Origin of the sequence: Pseudomonas sp. MIL9 (assembly GCF_016887925.1) — a bacterium.
Lineage (GTDB): Bacteria > Pseudomonadota > Gammaproteobacteria > Pseudomonadales > Pseudomonadaceae > Aquipseudomonas > Aquipseudomonas mohnii.
This window is the reverse complement of the sequence record NZ_JAFEHE010000028.1, coordinates 123,199-141,465: the sequence shown is the minus strand read 5'-3', so window position 1 is coordinate 141,465 and position 18,267 is coordinate 123,199. Positions and strand designations below refer to the sequence as shown.

General features: G+C 59.5%; 15 protein-coding genes. 4 read left to right on the top strand and 11 right to left on the bottom strand.

Annotated elements, in window-relative coordinates:
* Positions 1–73 precede the first annotated feature (73 nt).
* The gene (locus JQF37_RS26485; protein WP_223272691.1) at positions 74–430 is read right to left on the bottom strand and encodes a cytochrome c; all 357 of its coding nucleotides are present in this window, start codon (positions 428–430) and stop codon (positions 74–76) included.
* A gap of 465 nt (positions 431–895) precedes the next feature.
* Here JQF37_RS26485 and JQF37_RS26480 point away from each other — a divergent pair, with 465 nt between their 5' ends.
* A complete protein-coding gene (locus tag JQF37_RS26480) occupies positions 896–3,628 on the top strand; it encodes a cation-transporting P-type ATPase (protein ID WP_130208920.1) in 2,733 nt (910 codons plus the stop codon).
* 287 nt (positions 3,629–3,915) lie between these two features.
* Here the strand turns inward: JQF37_RS26480 and JQF37_RS26475 are convergent, their stop codons facing one another.
* Positions 3,916–4,776, bottom strand: coding sequence for a sulfurtransferase (locus JQF37_RS26475; RefSeq protein ID WP_130208918.1), 861 nt, complete (start codon positions 4,774–4,776; stop codon positions 3,916–3,918).
* A 380-nt stretch (positions 4,777–5,156) separates the two neighbouring features.
* On the opposite strand from JQF37_RS26475, the gene ligD reads away from it, so the two are divergent.
* Entirely contained in the window at positions 5,157–7,757 is a 2,601-nt protein-coding gene (gene ligD / locus JQF37_RS26470; RefSeq protein ID WP_130208916.1) for a DNA ligase D, read from the top strand.
* Here the strand turns inward: ligD and JQF37_RS26465 are convergent, their stop codons facing one another.
* The 6 genes from JQF37_RS26465 to JQF37_RS26440 form a co-directional block, all read right to left on the bottom strand.
* Positions 7,758–8,447: a DUF3313 domain-containing protein gene (locus JQF37_RS26465; RefSeq protein ID WP_204149851.1), complete on the bottom strand. Its 690-nt coding sequence runs from the start codon at positions 8,445–8,447 to the stop codon at positions 7,758–7,760.
* A gap of 47 nt (positions 8,448–8,494) precedes the next feature.
* Complete coding sequence (locus JQF37_RS26460; protein ID WP_130208912.1) at positions 8,495–9,763, bottom strand: outer membrane protein transport protein; 1,269 nt, start codon at positions 9,761–9,763, stop codon at positions 8,495–8,497.
* Positions 9,764–9,840: 77 nt separating this feature from the next.
* The gene (locus tag JQF37_RS26455; RefSeq protein ID WP_130208910.1) at positions 9,841–11,454 is read right to left on the bottom strand and encodes an arylsulfatase; all 1,614 of its coding nucleotides are present in this window, start codon (positions 11,452–11,454) and stop codon (positions 9,841–9,843) included.
* 274 nt (positions 11,455–11,728) lie between these two features.
* Entirely contained in the window at positions 11,729–12,007 is a 279-nt protein-coding gene (locus JQF37_RS26450; RefSeq protein WP_130208909.1) for a DUF3303 family protein, read from the bottom strand.
* 205 nt (positions 12,008–12,212) lie between these two features.
* The gene (locus JQF37_RS26445; protein WP_130208907.1) at positions 12,213–12,752 is read right to left on the bottom strand and encodes a phosphohydrolase; all 540 of its coding nucleotides are present in this window, start codon (positions 12,750–12,752) and stop codon (positions 12,213–12,215) included.
* Positions 12,752–13,153 carry a hypothetical protein gene (locus JQF37_RS26440; RefSeq protein WP_130208905.1) on the bottom strand — a complete coding sequence of 134 codons (402 nt, stop codon included), beginning with the start codon at positions 13,151–13,153 and terminating at the stop codon, positions 12,752–12,754. The genes JQF37_RS26445 and JQF37_RS26440 overlap by 1 nt, the downstream gene beginning before the upstream one ends.
* A gap of 143 nt (positions 13,154–13,296) precedes the next feature.
* On the opposite strand from JQF37_RS26440, the gene JQF37_RS26435 reads away from it, so the two are divergent.
* Positions 13,297–13,626, top strand: coding sequence for a hypothetical protein (locus JQF37_RS26435; RefSeq protein ID WP_103405421.1), 330 nt, complete (start codon positions 13,297–13,299; stop codon positions 13,624–13,626).
* A gap of 228 nt (positions 13,627–13,854) precedes the next feature.
* On the top strand, positions 13,855–14,271 hold the full coding sequence (locus tag JQF37_RS26430; RefSeq protein ID WP_130208903.1) for an organic hydroperoxide resistance protein: 417 nt from the start codon (positions 13,855–13,857) through the stop codon (positions 14,269–14,271).
* 89 nt (positions 14,272–14,360) lie between these two features.
* On the opposite strand, the gene JQF37_RS26425 is transcribed toward JQF37_RS26430, so the two are convergent.
* The 3 genes from JQF37_RS26425 to JQF37_RS26415 all read right to left on the bottom strand — a co-directional run bounded on the left by JQF37_RS26425 (position 14,361) and on the right by JQF37_RS26415 (position 18,261).
* Positions 14,361–15,062 (bottom strand): VIT family protein, encoded by a 702-nt coding sequence (locus JQF37_RS26425; RefSeq protein ID WP_130208901.1) that lies wholly within the window; start codon positions 15,060–15,062, stop codon positions 14,361–14,363.
* Between the two features lie 63 nt (positions 15,063–15,125).
* Positions 15,126–16,091 carry an FAD:protein FMN transferase gene (locus JQF37_RS26420; RefSeq protein WP_130208936.1) on the bottom strand — a complete coding sequence of 322 codons (966 nt, stop codon included), beginning with the start codon at positions 16,089–16,091 and terminating at the stop codon, positions 15,126–15,128.
* The gene (locus JQF37_RS26415) at positions 16,081–18,261 is read right to left on the bottom strand and encodes a PepSY domain-containing protein (RefSeq protein WP_130208899.1); all 2,181 of its coding nucleotides are present in this window, start codon (positions 18,259–18,261) and stop codon (positions 16,081–16,083) included. Before JQF37_RS26415 ends, JQF37_RS26420 begins: the two co-directional genes overlap by 11 nt.
* Positions 18,262–18,267: the final 6 nt, after the last annotated feature.

Here is an 18,267-nt window from a genome sequence, read left to right as displayed (position 1 = left end):
CGAGTGAGATAACCGAGCTGTTGCCGCACAGGTGGGCGCCCGTTTAATCACACAAGGTGTGTTGGGCGGACGCTTACGCACGATTCACTGGTTTTACCGCTGGACTTGGCATCTTCGCGAGCATCACTGCGAGGGCTTTTGACTCGTCGTCGCTCAATGCCTGAGCGATTGGCTGCATGATTGGATTGCTTCTAGTGCCTGAGCGGAAATCAGAGATTTGCTTCGTCAGGTAATCAGCAGGCAGGCCTGCAACCCTTGGAAACCCCGCCGAAGGCATGCCTAAACCGTCCGCACCATGACAGGTTGAGCAGGCTATGGCTCCTGGATTAGACCCTCCCTGGGAGAAGATTTTTTGAGCGTCCGCTGCAAAAGCGGGTGTCGTCAATGCACTGGATAAAATACAAACTAATGCCCATCGCGAGATTTCCATCGACCAGCCTCATTGTTATTTTTATAACAGGAGCTTTGATTGATTAGGTTAGTCGTAGCGAAGGGGGGGCGTAGGCGGACTTTATGACTTGTTTTGGTCGCAACGGACTCATTTCATGATTTTTCGCTATTAGCCATTTTTTTTAAAAAGCAGCTAGCTGTATTGTCTCCAGCAATATCTTCATTGGGTGGTGTGGCGGTTTTTCCCGCTGATTGATCACCCATCAATAGGAATTAAACACTATAACCAGTTTGTCAACAGAACGCTCCATAATGACTTTCACACCGAGGCTCTGCGTTTTCCAACAAAAAGGGCCCCTGCAAGTGGAAAACAGAGTTTGGCGCAGACGTTGTCGAGTGCTCGGTTTGATAACAAGGGAACGATTTTTCAGCGTTCAGATACACCCACCCCGCTCATGGGCACCTCGGCTCCCAGTTGAGTTGTGCGCACAGGAGATAATCATTGATGAAGCAGGTGGTCGACGCAGCAGATGAGCAAACATCAATCTTCCCGCATTCCGAGGCCTGGCACTCCCTGCCTGCAGATCAGGTAACGAACCTGCTTGAGGTCAACGAGCATGTCGGGCTGCAGGCAGCCCAAGTACAAGCCCGTCTTGACCGTACTGGTTTCAACCGTCTGCCAGAGGCAGCACGTCGACCTGCGTGGCTGCGATTCTTGCTGCAATTTCACAACATTCTGATTTATGTGCTTCTGGGTTCCGCTGTGATTACCGCGATGCTGGAACATCTGTGGGATACGGTGGTGATTCTGGCGGTGGTGATTGCAAATGCAATCATTGGTTATGTCCAGGAAGGCAAAGCGGAAAAAGCCATGGATGCGATTCGACAAATGCTGGCACCACGAGCCGCAGTCATTCGCGCTGGCGAACGCTCGAACATTGCAGGCGAGCAGTTGGTACCGGGCGATATCGTATTGCTGGAGTCCGGCGACAAAGTGCCTGCTGATCTACGCCTGCTGCACGTGAACAGACTTCAGATTCAAGAAGCCATTCTTACCGGCGAATCCATACCCGTAGAAAAAAATACCAGGCCTGTGGGCCTTGAAGCGCCCTTGGGTGATCGTGCTTGCATGGCATTTAGCGGCACACTCGTGACATGCGGACAAGCAACAGGAGTTGTAGTGGCTACCGCCACAGCGGCCGAGATCGGACGCATCAGCACTTTACTTGCAGAAGTAGAAACGTTGACTACCCCGCTGGTTCAGCAAATGAACGTATTTGCGCGCTGGCTGACGATCTTGATCCTGTTAGTCAGCGGCCTGTTGCTCGTGTTCAGTCACTATGTCGGGCATTACGAGTTCACCGAGATCTTCATGGTCGTGGTGGGGATGTCGGTAGCAGCGATACCTGAAGGGCTGCCCGCCGTCCTTACCATTACGCTGGCTGTCGGCGTCAGGGCGATGGCACACCGCAATGCCATTGTGCGTCGCCTGCCGGCCATCGAAACGCTGGGCTCGGTATCCGTTATCTGCACTGACAAGACTGGCACACTCACACGTAACGAAATGATGGTGGCATCGGTCGTCACGCAAGACCTCATCTACACGGTCGACGGCGCAGGTTATCAGCCAGCGGGAAGCATCAGTCTTGCGGATCAGCCAGTCGACCTATCGTCTCATCCAGCGTTGGCGGAACTGGGGCGAGCAGCCTGCCTGTGCAACGACGCTGTGCTGCGTCAGCATGAAGACTTATGGAAGGTCGAGGGTGACCCGATGGAAGGTGCGTTGCTGGCATTTTCCGGAAAAACCGGAATCGTCAGCGATGAAGTTCATCAGGCCTGGCCCCGCACCGATGCCATTCCGTTTGATGCGAAGCACCGATTTATGGCGACCCTGCATCACAACCATGCCCGACACGCCTCTATCTATGTGAAAGGCGCGCCAGAGCAGATACTGGCCATGTGCACAAAGCAGTTCGTAAACGCTGGCGGGACTGAACCGCTCAACGCGAACTACTGGCACGAACAGGCAAACACCATTGCTGCCAAGGGGCAGCGTGTGCTGGCATTTGCAATGAGATCAGTCCCCCCCGAGCAAACCGTGTTGGAGTTTGAGGATGTGCAAGGAGGGTTGACGCTGCTGGGGATGGTTGGGCTGATTGATCCGCCCCGACCAGAGACGATCAAGGCCGTTCAGCAATGCCAGGCGGCGGGCATTGTCGTAAAAATGATCACTGGCGATCATGGTGGCACCGCTACTGCCATCGGTCGCCAGATTGGCCTGCAAAATCCCGACAGGGTGCTGACTGGCGTAGACCTCGACGCCATGAGCGATACCGACCTCAAAGAGGCGGTAAAAGACGTCAATATTTTTGCGCGCACCAGCCCTGAACATAAGCTCAGGCTGGTCATGCTGTTGCAATCGAATGGCATGACAGTGGCAATGACCGGCGATGGCGTTAATGACGCACCAGCGCTAAAGCGCGCCGATGCCGGCATCGCCATGGGTGGAAAAGGCAGTGAAGCCGCCAAGGAAGCCGCGGACCTGGTGCTGGTAGATGACAACTTCGCGTCCATCGTGGCTGCGGTGCGCGAAGGGAGGACAGTCTACGACAACATCAAGAAGGTGCTGAGCTGGACCCTCCCCACCAACGCTGGCGAGACCATGACCATCATCGTCGCGTTGCTACTCGGCATTACACTGCCGGTGACGCCGATACAGATTCTGTGGATCAACCTGATTACGGCCGTGACACTCGGCATCGCGCTCGCATTCGAGCCTACCGAAGAAAGCACCATGCGCAGACCACCCCGTTCACGTACACAGCCACTTATAAGCGGTGCTTTGGTCTGGCATATGATGCTTGTTTCTATTTTATTTCTCTGTGGTGTTTACAGTATTTTTTCGTATGCGCTCGACCGTGACTACTCAATTGAATTGGCCCGCACGATTGCGGTCAACACGCTGGTGGTGATGGAAATATTTCATCTGTTCTTCATTCGCAATCTCTACAGCACGTCGCTTACCTGGAAGGGCATTCGTGGCACCAAGGTCATCTGGATGACCGTTGCAGTGGTGACCGTCGCTCAATTTTCCATCACTTATGCGCCACCGCTGCAAAGGGTTTTTGCAACTGAAGCGATCCCTTTCTTTGATGGCGTACTGATCATCGGGATTGGCGTTACGTTCTTTGCGATCATCGAGATTGAAAAACAGATTCGAATCCGCTTGGCTCAATAGTGCTTACCGGGAGTAGCAATATCCTGAAGTGATGTCCACATGCTGATTGTGGACTGTTGGTATGGAATTCGCTCCGAGTGGCATTTGTACGAAAAGATCCATTTTTAGCTGGTGTATCGCTGGCCGCCATGTGCTGGGTAAACCCGGCGCAGTAGATGAGTGTTGGAACGACGATCAGCCCGCCGCTCACACTCCGGCCGCGATGCCGCTGACGGTTCAGATCATTACGAGCAGCAGTCCTGCAGTGTTTCGCGCAGGGCAACCAGCGCCGCTGGCAGCAAGTATTTCTAATAAGGAAGGCCTTCCTCAATGGGTAACGTCAAGTCTCGGGACCATTCGTTCCAGGAGCCCAGGTAGAGGCGAACGTTCCTGATTCCGGCTTCTTCCAATGCCACAAAGGTATTGGAAGCCCGTGCGCCTTTGAAGCAAAAAACGACCACAGGCGTATCGGGGCCGATTCCGACCGTAGCGCACTCCGCGAGAATCTCGCTGGGTGACTTGAACATCGGTCCCTGAGCGGTCGGCTTCATCATCCGATACCACTCCAGCCAGACGGAGCCAGGGATGCGGCCCTTGCGCGGGCAGAAATCTTTTCCATAGGGCGATGAGCTTTCGCCGATCCATTCATCAACGTCACGTACGTCGAGCTTCACTATGTTGGGGGTGGCAACTATCCGCTTCATTTCGTCCAGGTTGACGAAGAGGCTGCGCTCCCCATTGGTAGAAGGAAACGTGGCAGGGGCAGGCACGGAAGCTTCACTGGTGCTGGGAAGGCCTGCGTTGCGCCAGGCGCTGTAGCCACCATGCAGAATCTTGATCTTGTCGCGAGGGTAACCGAGATAGCGGAGTAGCACATAACCTCTGCAGGACTGCCCAAAGCCGGTAGTCATGGACTGCTCATATACGAGCGCCACCTCCCTGCCAGACAAGCCTGCCTTCGCAAACGCCTGGATGAATACATCGTTCAATGCAGTCAGCCCCTCGGGCGTGGTGGTGGCCAGGTAGGTGAATATCTCATGGATATTTACCGCGCCCGGCAGGTGGGCCTCGGCGTAACTCGCAGCATCTCGGGTGTCGATGAGCACGACGGGCTCACGCGTGATCAATTCGTCCAGTTCGGAGGGCGAAACGAGAACTCTCTTGTGCATGAGGAATCTCCAATTGAAGAGTCAGGCGATCCCAGCCTTGGTTAATTACCCCCCCAAAAAAAACACGCTTTCTCTGGAAAGCACTACTTGAGCATTTTTAATTTAATGAAGGCGGTAAAGTGCTCGTTGATGTAAATCAACTCTTTGAGTGGAACCGGTGGCTCGTCCATAAACGGGTTCGGGATCTGCTGCGATGATGTGCATCGGCTCCATCTGGCTCGCCACTGAACCGATGGATATCCATGCCGATGAATTACCCGTGCAGATGCTCACTCCGTGCTCAAAGAAAAACGCGGCTTATCGGTTGAACCTTCCCATGCATCGCAGGAGTCTCAAGACAACAGAAGGTCAATCTTGTCTTCACTCACGTGGAGGGCACCGTGGAAAAGCCACTCGAAAAGTACAACAACATGCGGGACTTCAAAGAGAGCCCCGAACCCTCAGGTGTCGCCACATCCGCAAAAGGAAAGCGCAAGGGTAAAGCGCACGCCCTGCAGTTCTGCATCCAGAAGCACGACGCTTCGCACCTGCATTACGACTTCCGCCTGGAACTCGACGGCGTGCTCAAGAGCTGGGCGGTGCCCAAGGGCCCGTCGCTGGACCCCAAGGTCAAGCGCCTGGCGGTTCACGTCGAAGACCATCCCATCGATTACGCCATCTTTGAAGGCAGCATTCCCGAGGGGCATTACGGCGCAGGGGAGGTGATCGTCTGGGACCGCGGCGTGTGGATTCCCCAGGACGATCCGGCCCAGGCTTACGCCAAGGGCCGGCTCAAATTCGAATTGCAAGGCGAGAAACTCGCCGGCCTGTGGAACCTGGTGCGCACGCACATGCCGGGCAAGCAGGAGCAATGGTTTCTGATCAAGCATCAGGACGGTGCGGCCAGGCCGGAAGCCGACTACGACGTGGTAGCCGCTGAGCCCGACAGCGTGCTCAGCGAACGCAGCATCGTGGCCAAGGCGTCGGGGGCCGGCAAACCCGCCAAGGCCAAAGCGATCAAGAAACCGGTCACCCCGGCACGCAAGGAAAAGTCCGGGCCACTGACCGGCGCGCGCAAAGCCGGGTTGCCGGAGTTGATCAAGCCGGAACTGGCGACGCTGGTGGAGAAGGTCCCGGATGGCCAGTGGCGTTATGAGGTCAAGTTCGACGGTTACCGGATCATGGCCCGCATCGACCACGACGAGGTCAAACTCTTCACGCGCAACGGCCACGACTGGACCCACAAGCTGCCCGGCCAGGCCGAGGCATTGGCCGCCCTGCACCTCGAATCGGCATGGCTCGACGGCGAGATGGTGGTCGTGGACGAGGAGGGTGTACCGGACTTCCAGGCCCTGCAAAATGCCTTCGAGGCCGGTCGCAGCGACCACATTGTCTACTACCTGTTCGACCTGCCGTACCTCAACGGCGTGGACCTGCGCGAAGTGCCAGTGGAAGAACGCCGGGCTGCGCTGGCCACAGTGCTCAAGGCCACTGATCACCCCTTGCTGCGTTTCTCCGACGGCTTTGAAGAAGAGCCGCAGGCGTTGCTCAACAGCGCCTGCCAGATGCGCATGGAGGGTTTGATCGGCAAGCGCGTTGGGTCGCCTTACGTGTCCCGGCGCAGCAGCGACTGGATCAAGCTCAAGTGCAAGCATCGGCAGGAATTCGTCATCGTCGGCTTTACTGATCCCAAAGGTTCGCGCAGTGCATTCGGCGCGTTGCTGCTGGGTTTGCATGACCGTGACAGCGGTGAGTTGCGCTACGCCGGCAAGGTCGGCACCGGGTTTACCGAGGCGACCCTCGCCAGCCTCCACGACCAGCTCAAACCCTTGCAGACGAAAAAACCGGCCGTGGTCAATCCACCCGAGGGTGCCGAGTTCAAGACGGTGCACTGGCTCAAACCCCGGCTGCTCGCGGAAGTGGCCTTTGCCGAAATCACCAGAGACGGCTCGGTACGCCATGCCGTGTTCCATGGCTTGCGTGACGACAAGCCTGCCAAAGACATCACCGAGGAGCGAGCGACGACCGTGAAAACTGCCCCTGAGAAAAAAAGCGGCGCTGCCAAAACCACTGCCGCGCCAAAGAACGCCGACCCTGCGCCCTCCCAAATCGGCCTGGACAAGGGCAAGGTCCGTATCACCCACCCGGACCGGATCATCGATGCCAGCAGTGGCACCACCAAGATGCAACTGGCGCAATATTACGCCAGCGTTGCCGAGTGGATTTTGCCCGAGCTCAAGGACCGCCCCGTGGCGCTGGTGCGGGCCCCGGACGGGATTGCCGGCGAATTGTTCTTCCAGAAAAACGCCGAGCACCTGGCCATTCCCGGCATCACCACCCTGGACCCGAAACTCACCGGCCAGCCGATGATGGTCATCAACAACGCCGAAGCGCTGATCGGTGCGGTGCAGATGAGCATGGTGGAACTGCACACCTGGAACGCCACGTCGGACAACCTCGACAAGCCCGACCGCTTCGTCCTCGACCTCGACCCGGACCCGGCATTGCCGTGGAAGCGCATGGTTGAGGCGACCCAACTGACCCTTTCGGTGCTCGATGAACTGGGGCTCAAGGCGTTTCTCAAGACCAGTGGAGGCAAGGGCATTCACCTGGTGGTGCCGCTGACCCGCAAGCTGGGCTGGGATGAGGTCAAGGATTTCAGCCACGCGATTGCCAGCCACATGGCCAAACTGCTGCCGGAGCGGTTTTCCGCCGTGTCGGGGCCGAAGAATCGGGTCGGGCGGATTTTCATCGATTACCTGCGCAACGGTCTGGGTGCGACCACCATCTGCGCCTATGCCGCGCGTACTCGCGAAGGCTTGCCGGTGTCGGTGCCGATCTTTCGTGAAGAGGTCGAGTCGCTCAAGGGCGGCAACCAGTGGAACATTCATAACCTGCATGAACGCCTGGCCGAGGTCGGCAATGAGCCGTGGGCGGATCTGAAGAAAACCAGGCAGTCGATCACCGCCGACATGCGTCGGCGGGTCGGCATGAAGCAGTAATCAGTTTGCTTGAGGTTTGGTGATGAAGACCTGAAGGTCGGAATTCAGCTTGTCGATGGCCGCTTTGAAATCCTTGGCGGTGATCTTCTGGCTATCATTTTCCAGGGTGCTGCCGAACACTTTGCGCACAACCCTGCCCACGGTCTGATTGCTTTTCGCGTCGATAAACTCGGCTTCGATAAACAGGGTGGTGTCCTGGTCCCGGTGGCCGGTCGCGGCGCTGACACCACCGACGACAGCGGCGATAGGAACAATTTCATACCACCTCATGCCTTCGTTTTCGGCATTCACCCCGGTGATCGCCGCGCGCATGATCAACAGTTTCGAGCCCTTGGGGGCCGAGGCCGGCGTGGTCACCACGCGGTATTTCTGACCCAGCGTGCCTTTGGTCTTGGTGGTCATGTAGTTCTGGATATCGGTGAGCGTCTGCTGGTTGACCCGCTCATCGGGCTTGGGCGCCGGATACAGCTCCAGCTTGTTGAACGCTACCGTGTCGTAGGCATTGGGGTTCCACGACGGGCTTATCCAGCGCATCGCCGTACCACCGCTGGGCGTTTCGACTTCTTTCAGGTTGTTGTAGCTGGACAGGTAGCCGGAGTATTGCGTCTTCTCGGTGACTTTCGAGGTGCAACCGCCGAGCAGGAGGCCGGTCAGTGCGACGCCGATGAGCAAGTTTCGGGACAGGTTCATAGTGCTGTGTGCTCCTTGGATAAAGTCGTTTTCTTCGTCAGCAGAAATCAGAAACGCCAGGTCATGTTTCCGGTCACCGCTTGAATCCAGGCGTTGTCGAATTGACCGGAAAGCCGACTGCCCGAGACGGTTTTGGTCTGATCCACCGGCATGTCGCCCAGCCAGACCATCGCCCAACTCACGTTAACGTCGGTGTCCTTGCTAAGAGCATAGGTGGCTCCTGTCGCAATGCGCCAGGATTCGGCCATCGGTACGGTGACCGTGCGATTGCCGTCCGACACGGCACTGCTGTCGTAAGCCACACCGACGTTCCATAACAGCTGTTGGGTGGCCTGGTATTGCGCGCCGAGGGAGAGGTGCCAGGTGTCCTTGAAACCGGCATCGACCGTGGTCGATCGCGCGTTGTTGGCCGTGGTATCGATCTGGGTCGCGATCTGGCCGAACTCCGACCAGTCCTGCCAGTTGACCGATGCCAGCAAGGCCCACTGCCGGTCCAATTGCTGGAACAGGCTGAGGGTAACGGTCTGCGGCACTGTCATGTCGAGTTGGGTATTGGCGTTGTCCAGCCGTCGCAGTGCCGGGCCGTCGCCCTTGACGTCCAGGTTGTCTTCGAAATTCAGATCGACCTTGCTGGTGTAGGTCAGGCCGAGGCGGGTGCCGGGTTGCGGGGCGTAGATCACCCCGACGTTGGCGCCAAAGCCCCAATCGTTGTCTCTGTACTTGAACTGGCCGTCGCTGCGGTCGGTCAGGCCGAAAGGCGAGCGGTCGATGGCGGTGTCGGCCTTGAGCATGCCGTACATGGCTTTCACGCCGATGCCGACTGACCATTGATCATTGAAGCGGTAGGCCACGCTCGGCACCATCGACACGCCGAGCAGGCTGGCGTTTTGCGCGAAGTAGCGCCCGGACCAGTCGTTGTCGTAATTGACCGCCAGACCGAAGTCGCCGTACTGGCCGAAGCCGACGCTCCAGTGGTCGTCGAGTTGATGGGTGACGAAAAAGCTGCCGCCGGGGATCGGATCGAGGGCATTGCCGCTGCCGCTGCCCGGGACATTGGTGTTGGCGTCGCGATCGAAGCTCAGGTCGCCATAGAGCACTTGCAGGCCGGCGGTGATTTGCGTGCCCGGCAGGTAGCTCATGCCCGCCGGGTTGCTGGCGATCGTCGAGGGCCCCTGGGCCCTGGCGGCGGCACCGGCATTGGCCAGGCCAGTGTTATCGGTACCGATTTCGTAGAGCATGATGCCGCCGGCCCAGGCTTGTTGGCAGCACAGGGCGAGCAACGTGGCGGCAGGCAGGGCGCAGGTTTTTGTCTGCATACGAATTCCTTATTACGTCGATAAACGTCCGTCAGAGACGCGGGTGGCCAGCCTCGGCCACCCGTGAATTCGACGCGTTACTTGGCCATCTCCGCCCTGGCTGCAGCGATCTTGGCCTTGACCGAATCGAGGTTGAAGCTCGCGCCTTTTTGCATGGGCGGGAACTCGATCGCGGTTTCAGCCAGTTTGGCCACCTGTTGTTGCACGAACACGAAACGCCAGAACTGGAATTTGAACCAGTCGAAGTACTGTTGCGAACCTTGGGCGGCCTGATTCTCCGGCCATCCCATGCGTTCGAACGGGTCGAGACGCAGATTGGTCAGGATCGGCACATCGACGGCCACTTTGGCGCCCATCCAGCCACCAGGCTGGTCGATGAAGCGATATTTGTAATCATCGATGCGTACCGCACCCAGGGCGCTTTCGCCGAAGTAGAAGATTTCATGCCGGTTCGACGGGCCTTTGCCGGTGATCATTGGTGTCTGATCGTAGCCGTCCAGGTGAACCTTGTAGGTGGTATCGCCCAGTTGCTTGCCTTTCAACAGTTCGGCGGAGATGTTCGGGTTGCCTGCCGCTGCGACCAGGGTCGGGAACCAGTCCATCCCCGACATGATGCCGTTGGCAATCTGATTGGCCGGCACCTTGCCCGGCCAGCGAATGATGGCCGGCACCCGGAACCCGCCTTCCATGACGGTGCCTTTGCCCATGGCAAACGGGGTGGTACCGCCATCCGGCCAGGTGAAGTTTTCCGCGCCGTTGTCCGTGGTGAAGATCACGATGGTGTTGTCGTCCATGCCGTCTTTTTTCAGCTTGGCCATGACATCACCGACGATATCGTCGAGCTGCGCCATGCCGGCTTCCTGTTCCGACCAGCCGTTTTGCGCGTTACGCATGGCTTCGTACTTGTCGGAGAGGTGAGTGACGATGTGCATGCGGGTCGGGTTGAGCCAGACGAAGAACGGTTTGTTGTCCGACTTGGCCTTGTCGATGAAGCTGAACGCCTTGTCGCGAATCTCCTCGTCGACGGTTTTCATGCGTTCCGGATAAAGCGTGCCGGCGTCTTCGATTTTCTGTTTGCCGACCTTGCCCCAGCGCGGCATGACCGTCGTATCGTCGGTGGTGGCGGCCCAGCTGTGGACCATGTTGCGTGGGCCGACGGTGTCCAGCAGTTCCTTCGGATAATTGGGGTGCGCCGGGTCTTCCATGGCGTCGAGGTGATAGAGGTAACCGAAAAACTCATCGAAACCGTGCACGGTGGGCAAGAATTGATTGAGGTCGCCCAGGTGGTTCTTGCCGAACTGGCCGGTGGCATAACCCATGGCCTTGAGGGTGGTGGCGATGGTCACGGCTTCGGCGGGGATACCCACCGGCGACCCGGCCTGGCCCACGGTGGTCATGCCGGTGCGGATTGGCAGTTCCCCGGTGATGAAGTTGGCGCGCCCAGCCGTGCAACTGGCTTCGGCGTAATAGTCGGTAAAGCGCATGCCCTCATTGGCGAGCTGATCGAGGTTGGGGGTACGACCGGCCATCATGCCCTGGTTGTAGACGCCGATGTTTGACCAGCCAATATCATCGCCCATGATCACCACGATATTCGGAGGTTTATCGGCGGCGTGTGCCATGAAGGGTAGAGCCATTGCAGACATCAGTATCGGTAGAGCGAACAGTGAGGATAATTGTGTCCGGTTCATGTCGAGATCCTGTGTACTGACGTGAGTACCTTGGAGCAGTCCCCCGACCACTGTGATTTGGGATCCCCCGCGAATGAGCGTAGGTATGAACTGCGAAATATCCAGTAATCAGTTGTGGTGTTTCAGGATGCTTACACGGATTTGAGAGGGTGTTCGCCGCAGAATCTTTGGGCGATGCCGACGAGGGGCCTTGCCTTCAAGGCCTCGATCACGCGCACTGCGTGAGGGGGGAGGGCTGTGGCGGCGAGCAGGGCCCGCCGCCTGGATAGCGCTTCTATTTTCCGACAGTGGCGGCCAGCAGCGGCGCCATCTGTTCGTCGGTCAACGCCGCGTGGACTTCCATGCTCATGAGGTCGTTCCAGTTCAGCACCCATTGCTGAATCGGCACCACATCACTGGCTTCGGCAATGCCAAAGCCGGCCGAACCGCCCACCGCATGCCAGCGTCCCTTCATGGTGACGCCTGCCGGTGGAGCGCCGCCGGTCTTGAGAAAGCGCTCGATTGCGGCATTGCGGTTGTCCGGGCTGATCGACCAACTGACTATGAATAACATCGGCCACCTCCTGTTGCGGATTGGCACCGGTTTGCCTGGGCGGACCTGGTTGGCGCCGGGACCAGGGCCGCACGGGGGTTCCAGCTCCGTCCTGGCTGGTTTGCAACACGATCTCCCATGTGAAGGCATAGCAGTGGGCAGGGCTTCGCGTACGACCGCTGATCCTGTTTCGAAGCCTGTTCAAGGGCAGGACTGAACGCCTGTTTCACCAGCGCAACATGGGCAGCGGGCGCAGCGGGGAGCGGAGGAACTGGCGGACAGAGCGCTTGATCAGCATCCCGTGAAACCCGTGATCGGGAAAAGTCGTTTGCACGGTTTTGATGAATGCTCGTGGCAGACGGAAACGGACCCGGCCGAGGGATACGTCAATCAGGTCAGCCTGGCGGAAAGGCTCGACCGTTGTCGCATGCGCCAACCGATAGGGGCGCACTTTGTGGTGCTCGAGAATCAATGCACTCACGTGTTCTTTCAGATCTGAACGTTGCGTGGTGTCCAGGTATTCGCTGGCGAGGCGAATCGAGGGCGGCAGGTAATCGAGGGTGTTATCGGTCCAGATGCCCAGGTCGTGAAACGCCGCCGCGATCTGCACCGCGTCGCACGGCAGGCCCTGAATGCCGCTGACCGCGCTATAGAAATTCAACACCCGATAGACATGATTGCGATAGCCCTGCAGGTCAGTGCCGATCGCCAGCGCGAAGTCGGTGAGTATTTCGTCGGTGAGGGGGAATTCGAGAACGGGGTTCATCATGTATCCCGCAACAGGTCGTTGGCGTTGAGCAACTCGTAGGCGATTTCCGGGCGCTTTTCCATGGCGCGGCGGATCGCCGCCGGGATCGAGGCGCGGGTCTTGCGACACAGTCCCGGCAGTTCGCCCACCTGGATGGCGATACCACGCATGGTCCGCACCTCGTTGAAACCCGGTGCGATCTCTACGCGAATGCCCAGTTGCTCGAACATCCGGCGTTTCACGTGCTCCAGGTCGGTCAGGCTCTGCAGGTTTTCCAGGCGGTCGATCAGGCGTTTTTCTTCGGCTCGGGTCAGAAACAGGATGCGCACGTCCGCTCCCGGAGTTTCCAGCAACGGGTCGCGCCCGCAGTCACAGACACCGGGTGGGCAAGGTTGGCGGATCGGAGCAGAGGTCGTCATGGGGCTCAATCATAGAGCGACGGGGTCGGATTTGCCCATAGGGTGCCAGTGCAGTGCATTGCAGAAAAGGCATTATGCTGGCCCCCAAGTGCTTCGCCTGTCGCCAGAATCGCCGGATTTTCAGGTGGTTAGGTGGAGTGTAAATGCGCAATATTCGGATCGCGCTGATTTCGTTCGGCGTTGCAGGCCTTGCAATGTCTGCCCAGGCCAGGGAACTGATGCCCAATGATCGCTATATGTGCAGTTGGGGGGCGGGGACGGCGGCAAGAGCCCAGGAGCTCAAGTTGGCGGGGGTTTCACTGTATGCGGCGCGGCAGAAAATCCACTCGTACAAGTTTTCCAAGTCATGGATGCGCATGATGGCCATGGGCATTACCGAGCAAACCTACGACAGTCCAACCCGGTTCAAACCCGAGGCGGTGCGCCAGAGTTTTTACAACGACTGCGTGAAGTACAAGCTGGCGCGTAAATGACGGGGGAGGTGACTTCTGTCGGATCGGGCGTCTGGTTTTCCAGCGCGGTCTATATTGAAGGACCGGGTTCGTAGCCGGTATGCAGCGACCCCAGAATAGCGATAACCCTGTGGCGAGGGAGCAAGCACCCTCGCCACAGGTCGGTATGAATGACGGGTATCAGGCCGCAAGGCCGTTTTTCTGATTCACCTGAAGGTGCATACACCACATTTCAATCAGGAGACCATCATGACCCAGCTCGACAAAGTACTGTACACCGCCAAAACCCACACCACGGGTGGCCGCGACGGCGCCTCCCGCAGTTCCGACGGCATTCTCGATATCAAGCTGTCGTCTCCCGGCGCGGGGGGCGGTGGCACCAACCCCGAGCAACTGTTTGCCGCCGGTTGGTCAGCCTGTTTCATCGGCGCAATGGGCGTCGCGGCCAAGGAACTGAAAGTTGCCCTGCCCAAGGACGTGGCCGTCGATACCGAAGTCGACTTGGGCACCAATGAAGGTGGCTACCTGCTTCAGGCGCGGCTGAACGTCAGCCTGCCGGGGCTGGACCGTGAAACCGCGCAGAAACTCGTGGACACCGGGCACAAGTACTGCCCGTATTCAAAAGCCACGCGCAATAACATCAATGTCACGCTCAAGCTTGTCTGAGGTGAAAAAGGGCCTTGGCGAGTGAAGGCCTAAAAAAACGGCGCCCCCTTTGACCGGGGGGCGCCGTTTTTTCATGAAGGCATCGTGCGCTAGACCACTGCGCCGAACAAACGCCCCACCAGGGCGGTCACCCCCATGGCCAGAGCGCCCCAAAAGGTCACTCGCCAGGCGCCGATCATGACCCTGGCACCGCCAGCCCTGGCGGCAATGGCCCCCAACGCGGCGAGAAACACCAGCGACATGAGCGCTATCCATAAGCCCACGCTGTGCTCCGGCGCGACAAAGGTCACGGCCAGCGGCAAGGCGGCACCCGATACAAAGCTGGCGGCCGAGGCCAGGGCTGCCTGCACGGGTTTGGCGGTCAGGGTCTCGCTGATGCCCAGCTCGTCTCGGGCGTGGGAGCCCAGCGCGTCATGGGCCATCAGTTGGTCGGCCACTTGATGGGCCAGTGCCGGTGAGACGCCCCGATGCATGTAGATGTTGGCGAGTTCGATGTGCTCGGCTTTCGGGTCGCTGGCCAGTTCTGCCCGTTCGCGCGACAGGTCTGCCTGTTCGGTATCGGCCTGGGAGTGCACGGAGATGTATTCACCGGCGGCCATGGACATGGCACCGGCCATCAATCCCGCCATTCCGGTCACCAGGAGGGTGGAATGGCTGGCACTGGCCGCCGCGACACCGATCAGCAGGCTGGCGGTGGAGACAATCCCGTCGTTGGCCCCCAGCACGGCGGCGCGCAGCCAGCCAATTCGATCACTTCGGTGAGACTCGGTATGCCGGTGCATGAATTTCATCGTAGGGGGACTCACTGTCAGGAGATGGATCAATACAGGGGGCAGGAGCTTCGACCAGCCGCTTCAGCGCGTTTCAATCTGCGCCTGTCGTTTGCCGCCGACAATCGATATTTCCTTGAACTGCTCACCGTCGCGCAACACGAACAAGGCATCCATCCCGCGTTCTTGAGCGAGTCGCGGGCCTTCGATTTCACCCAGCACCATCAGCGCCGTGGCCCAGGCATCGGCAAGCATGCAGTTGGCGGCGACCACGGTGACGGCGGCGAGCGGGTTGCACAGCGGGGCGCCGGTCGCCGGATTCATGGTATGCGCATAAGGCTGACCTGCGACATCGACCCAGTGCCGATAGTCGCCCGAGGTGGCAATGGCCGCGTCGCCAAGCTCCATCACCCCCATCACTTCGCGCACGCCACGGTTGGGTTTTTCAAGCGCCACGACCCATGACTGGCCACCGGGTTTGACACCCCGGGCGCGCATCTCGCCATCGATGCCCACCAGGTAGTTCGTGATACCCCAGCCCTCCAGGCAACGCGCCAGCTCATCGACGCCGAAGCCTTTGGCGATGCCGTTCAAATCCAGGGTCAGCGGTGCGCGTTTGCGGACTTGATTGCGTTGCGGGTCCACCTCCAGCGCGGCACTGGCCGAGGTGCGGGTACACGGCTCCGGGGTTCCGAGGGGTTGTTGCGTGACGATCGGTTCGCCGGGACCGAATCCCCAGGCTTGCACCAGATCACCGACGGCGATATCGAAGGCGCCCCCCGATTGCCGGGCAATTCGCAGTGCCGTGGACAGCACCGTCACCAGCTCCTTGGGGACGACTACCCATTGCTGTTCGGGCGCAGCATTGAGGCGATTGAGGTCGGAGTCCGGCTTCCAGGTCGACATTTGCTGGTCCACCCGGCTGACGGCGCGCGCCAGGCTGTGATGGATGGCCTCGGTCGACAGGTCCGGCTCGGCATAGAACAGGGCGGTGTAACGGCTGCCCATGGTCTCGCCGTTGAGGCTGTAGCGTTGCAGCTCAGTAGACATCTTCAAGGTAGCGTCCTTGTGCCTTGAGCGTCAGCACGCTCAGGTTGAGGGGGGCCAATACTTCATCGAGGGCGTGCATCACGCCCTTGGCCATCTCGCGACTGCCACACACCAATACCTGGGCGCCTTTTTCGATCAGGCGACGCAAGGCCAGCGCATCGCTGATCAGCCGGTCTTGCACGTAGCTGCGATCCTGCACCTGGGAGAACGCGGCCTGCAACCGGGTCAGGCGTTGGTCCGCCAGGTAGCGGTTAAGCTCGGGCTCGTAGAGAAAGTCCGAGGCCGGGTGGCGTCCACCCCAGTACAGATGCATCGGATGGCGGGCCTTGTTGTTGCGGATAAAACCGGCCAACGGCCCGATACCGGTGCCGGCACCGATCAGGATCACCGGTTGCTTGCCCGAGGCCGGCCGGAAATGTGGATTGGGCTGGATGAAGGCTTCGATCGGTGCGCCTTCGGGCAGCTCATGGAGGAAGCCTGAACACACGCCATTCGGGTGTTTGCGTACACAGATTTCCAGCATGCCGTCGTCCGAGTTGCTGGCCAGGGAATAGAACCGTGGCTCGGTACTGCCAGGCGGTACGATGCCCACCAGGTCGCCGGCCTCGAAGCACGGCAGGTCGCCCACAGCCTTGAAGCGCAGGACGTGGGTCGGTGCGTTGACCTGTTGCCCGTAGGCGATGCGTTCCACCAGTTGCAATTGATGGGTGCGCGGGCGGTCGGGGATGTGATTGAGCGACAGCTCCTGGCCCATGACAGCGCTCAGTTTCTGGCCCCAACGGTTAAACTCCTGGGAGGACTGACGGTTGATGGTCTCCAGCGCCAGCAACGGTGTGCCGCCGGCCTGCAGCATCGCCGCTTCAACCTGATGAGCGAACTGGCAGAACCGGGCAAATTGGCGATCACCGAAACCCAGTACCGCAAACGGCAGGCCAGGCTTGAGGCCGTTCTTGGCCAGGCGCGCCAGAAACTGCGAGGCCGAAGCCGGTGCGTCGCCGTCGCCGTGGGTCGCGGTCAGGATGAACACTTGTCGGGCATGCCCCAGGTTGTTCGCATAACTGTTCATCGGCGCGCTGTGCACTTTGTGCCCGGCGGCGTGCAGGGTGTCGTGCAGGGTCTTGGCAAAGCCCCAGGTGCTGTTGCTTTCGCTGCCGACCAGAATCACGCTGTCGGCCGAATGGGCGGGGCTGTTGTGGCGGATGTTCGGGCCGGCCTTGCGGCGGCGCCACCACAACAGAATCCCGGTAACGCTCATCAAGGGCACGCTCAGGGCGCAAACGCCGAGTAACAGGCCCAGCCACCAGAGGCCCTGTCCGGTGTGCAATTGGTAGATCAGTTCGTAGAGCGCGCGCGTCGAGTCATGGGCTTGATAGGACAGCAGAGCGCCGTTGCCTTGATCGACATAACCGTCCCCCTGGGCCGTGCGCAGGGAATACACATCCTGCGGGTTGCCAGGGCTGGGGTAGACCAGTTCGCGCAGGTCATTGAGGTCGACGTTGCGCAAGGCCGGCAGGTTGGCCACCGGCATGGCCGGACCGGCGCTGACATGGGCGGGGAACGCCGGTTCAATCGCGCTGCCGTCCGGAATCAATTCGAAGGTGGTGGCGCACAGAAACGTCCCGGTCAGCGCCGAGAGCATCAGGCCCACGAGCACCAGACGCCCGACCTCGGCATGCCAGCGCTGACTGAAGTTGCCACGAATGGGTCGCAACAGGTTACGCCAGCCGCCCAGGCGTCGGGCCAGCAACAGTGCCCCGGACACCGACAGCATCAGCATGAACAATGCTCCTGCACCGGCCACACCGTGCCCCGGCGTACCGAGGAACAGCGAGCGGTGCAGGTCTTTCATCCAGCGTGAAAAGGCGGAAGGCTGGTAGGGCGCAAGGCCCTGGCCGGTCAGGGGATCGACCGTTTCGGCACCGGCCTGACCGTTCTGGTTGTAGTAGACGATCACGGTCCCGGACGCACTGCGTTGAATCTGCTCCACGCCGGAGAAGTGGCTGGCAACGCGTCCGGCCAGTTGGCCGACGTTGAGTTGGCCGCTGGCGACTGGCGCCTGATGCAGGCGTTCCAGGGCCGGGTCGACCGACAGCATGGCGCCGCTCAAGGCCAGAATCATGACCAACAGGGCGGCGATCAGGCCGGGTAGCGAATGGAGCTGGCGAAGCATGTTCAG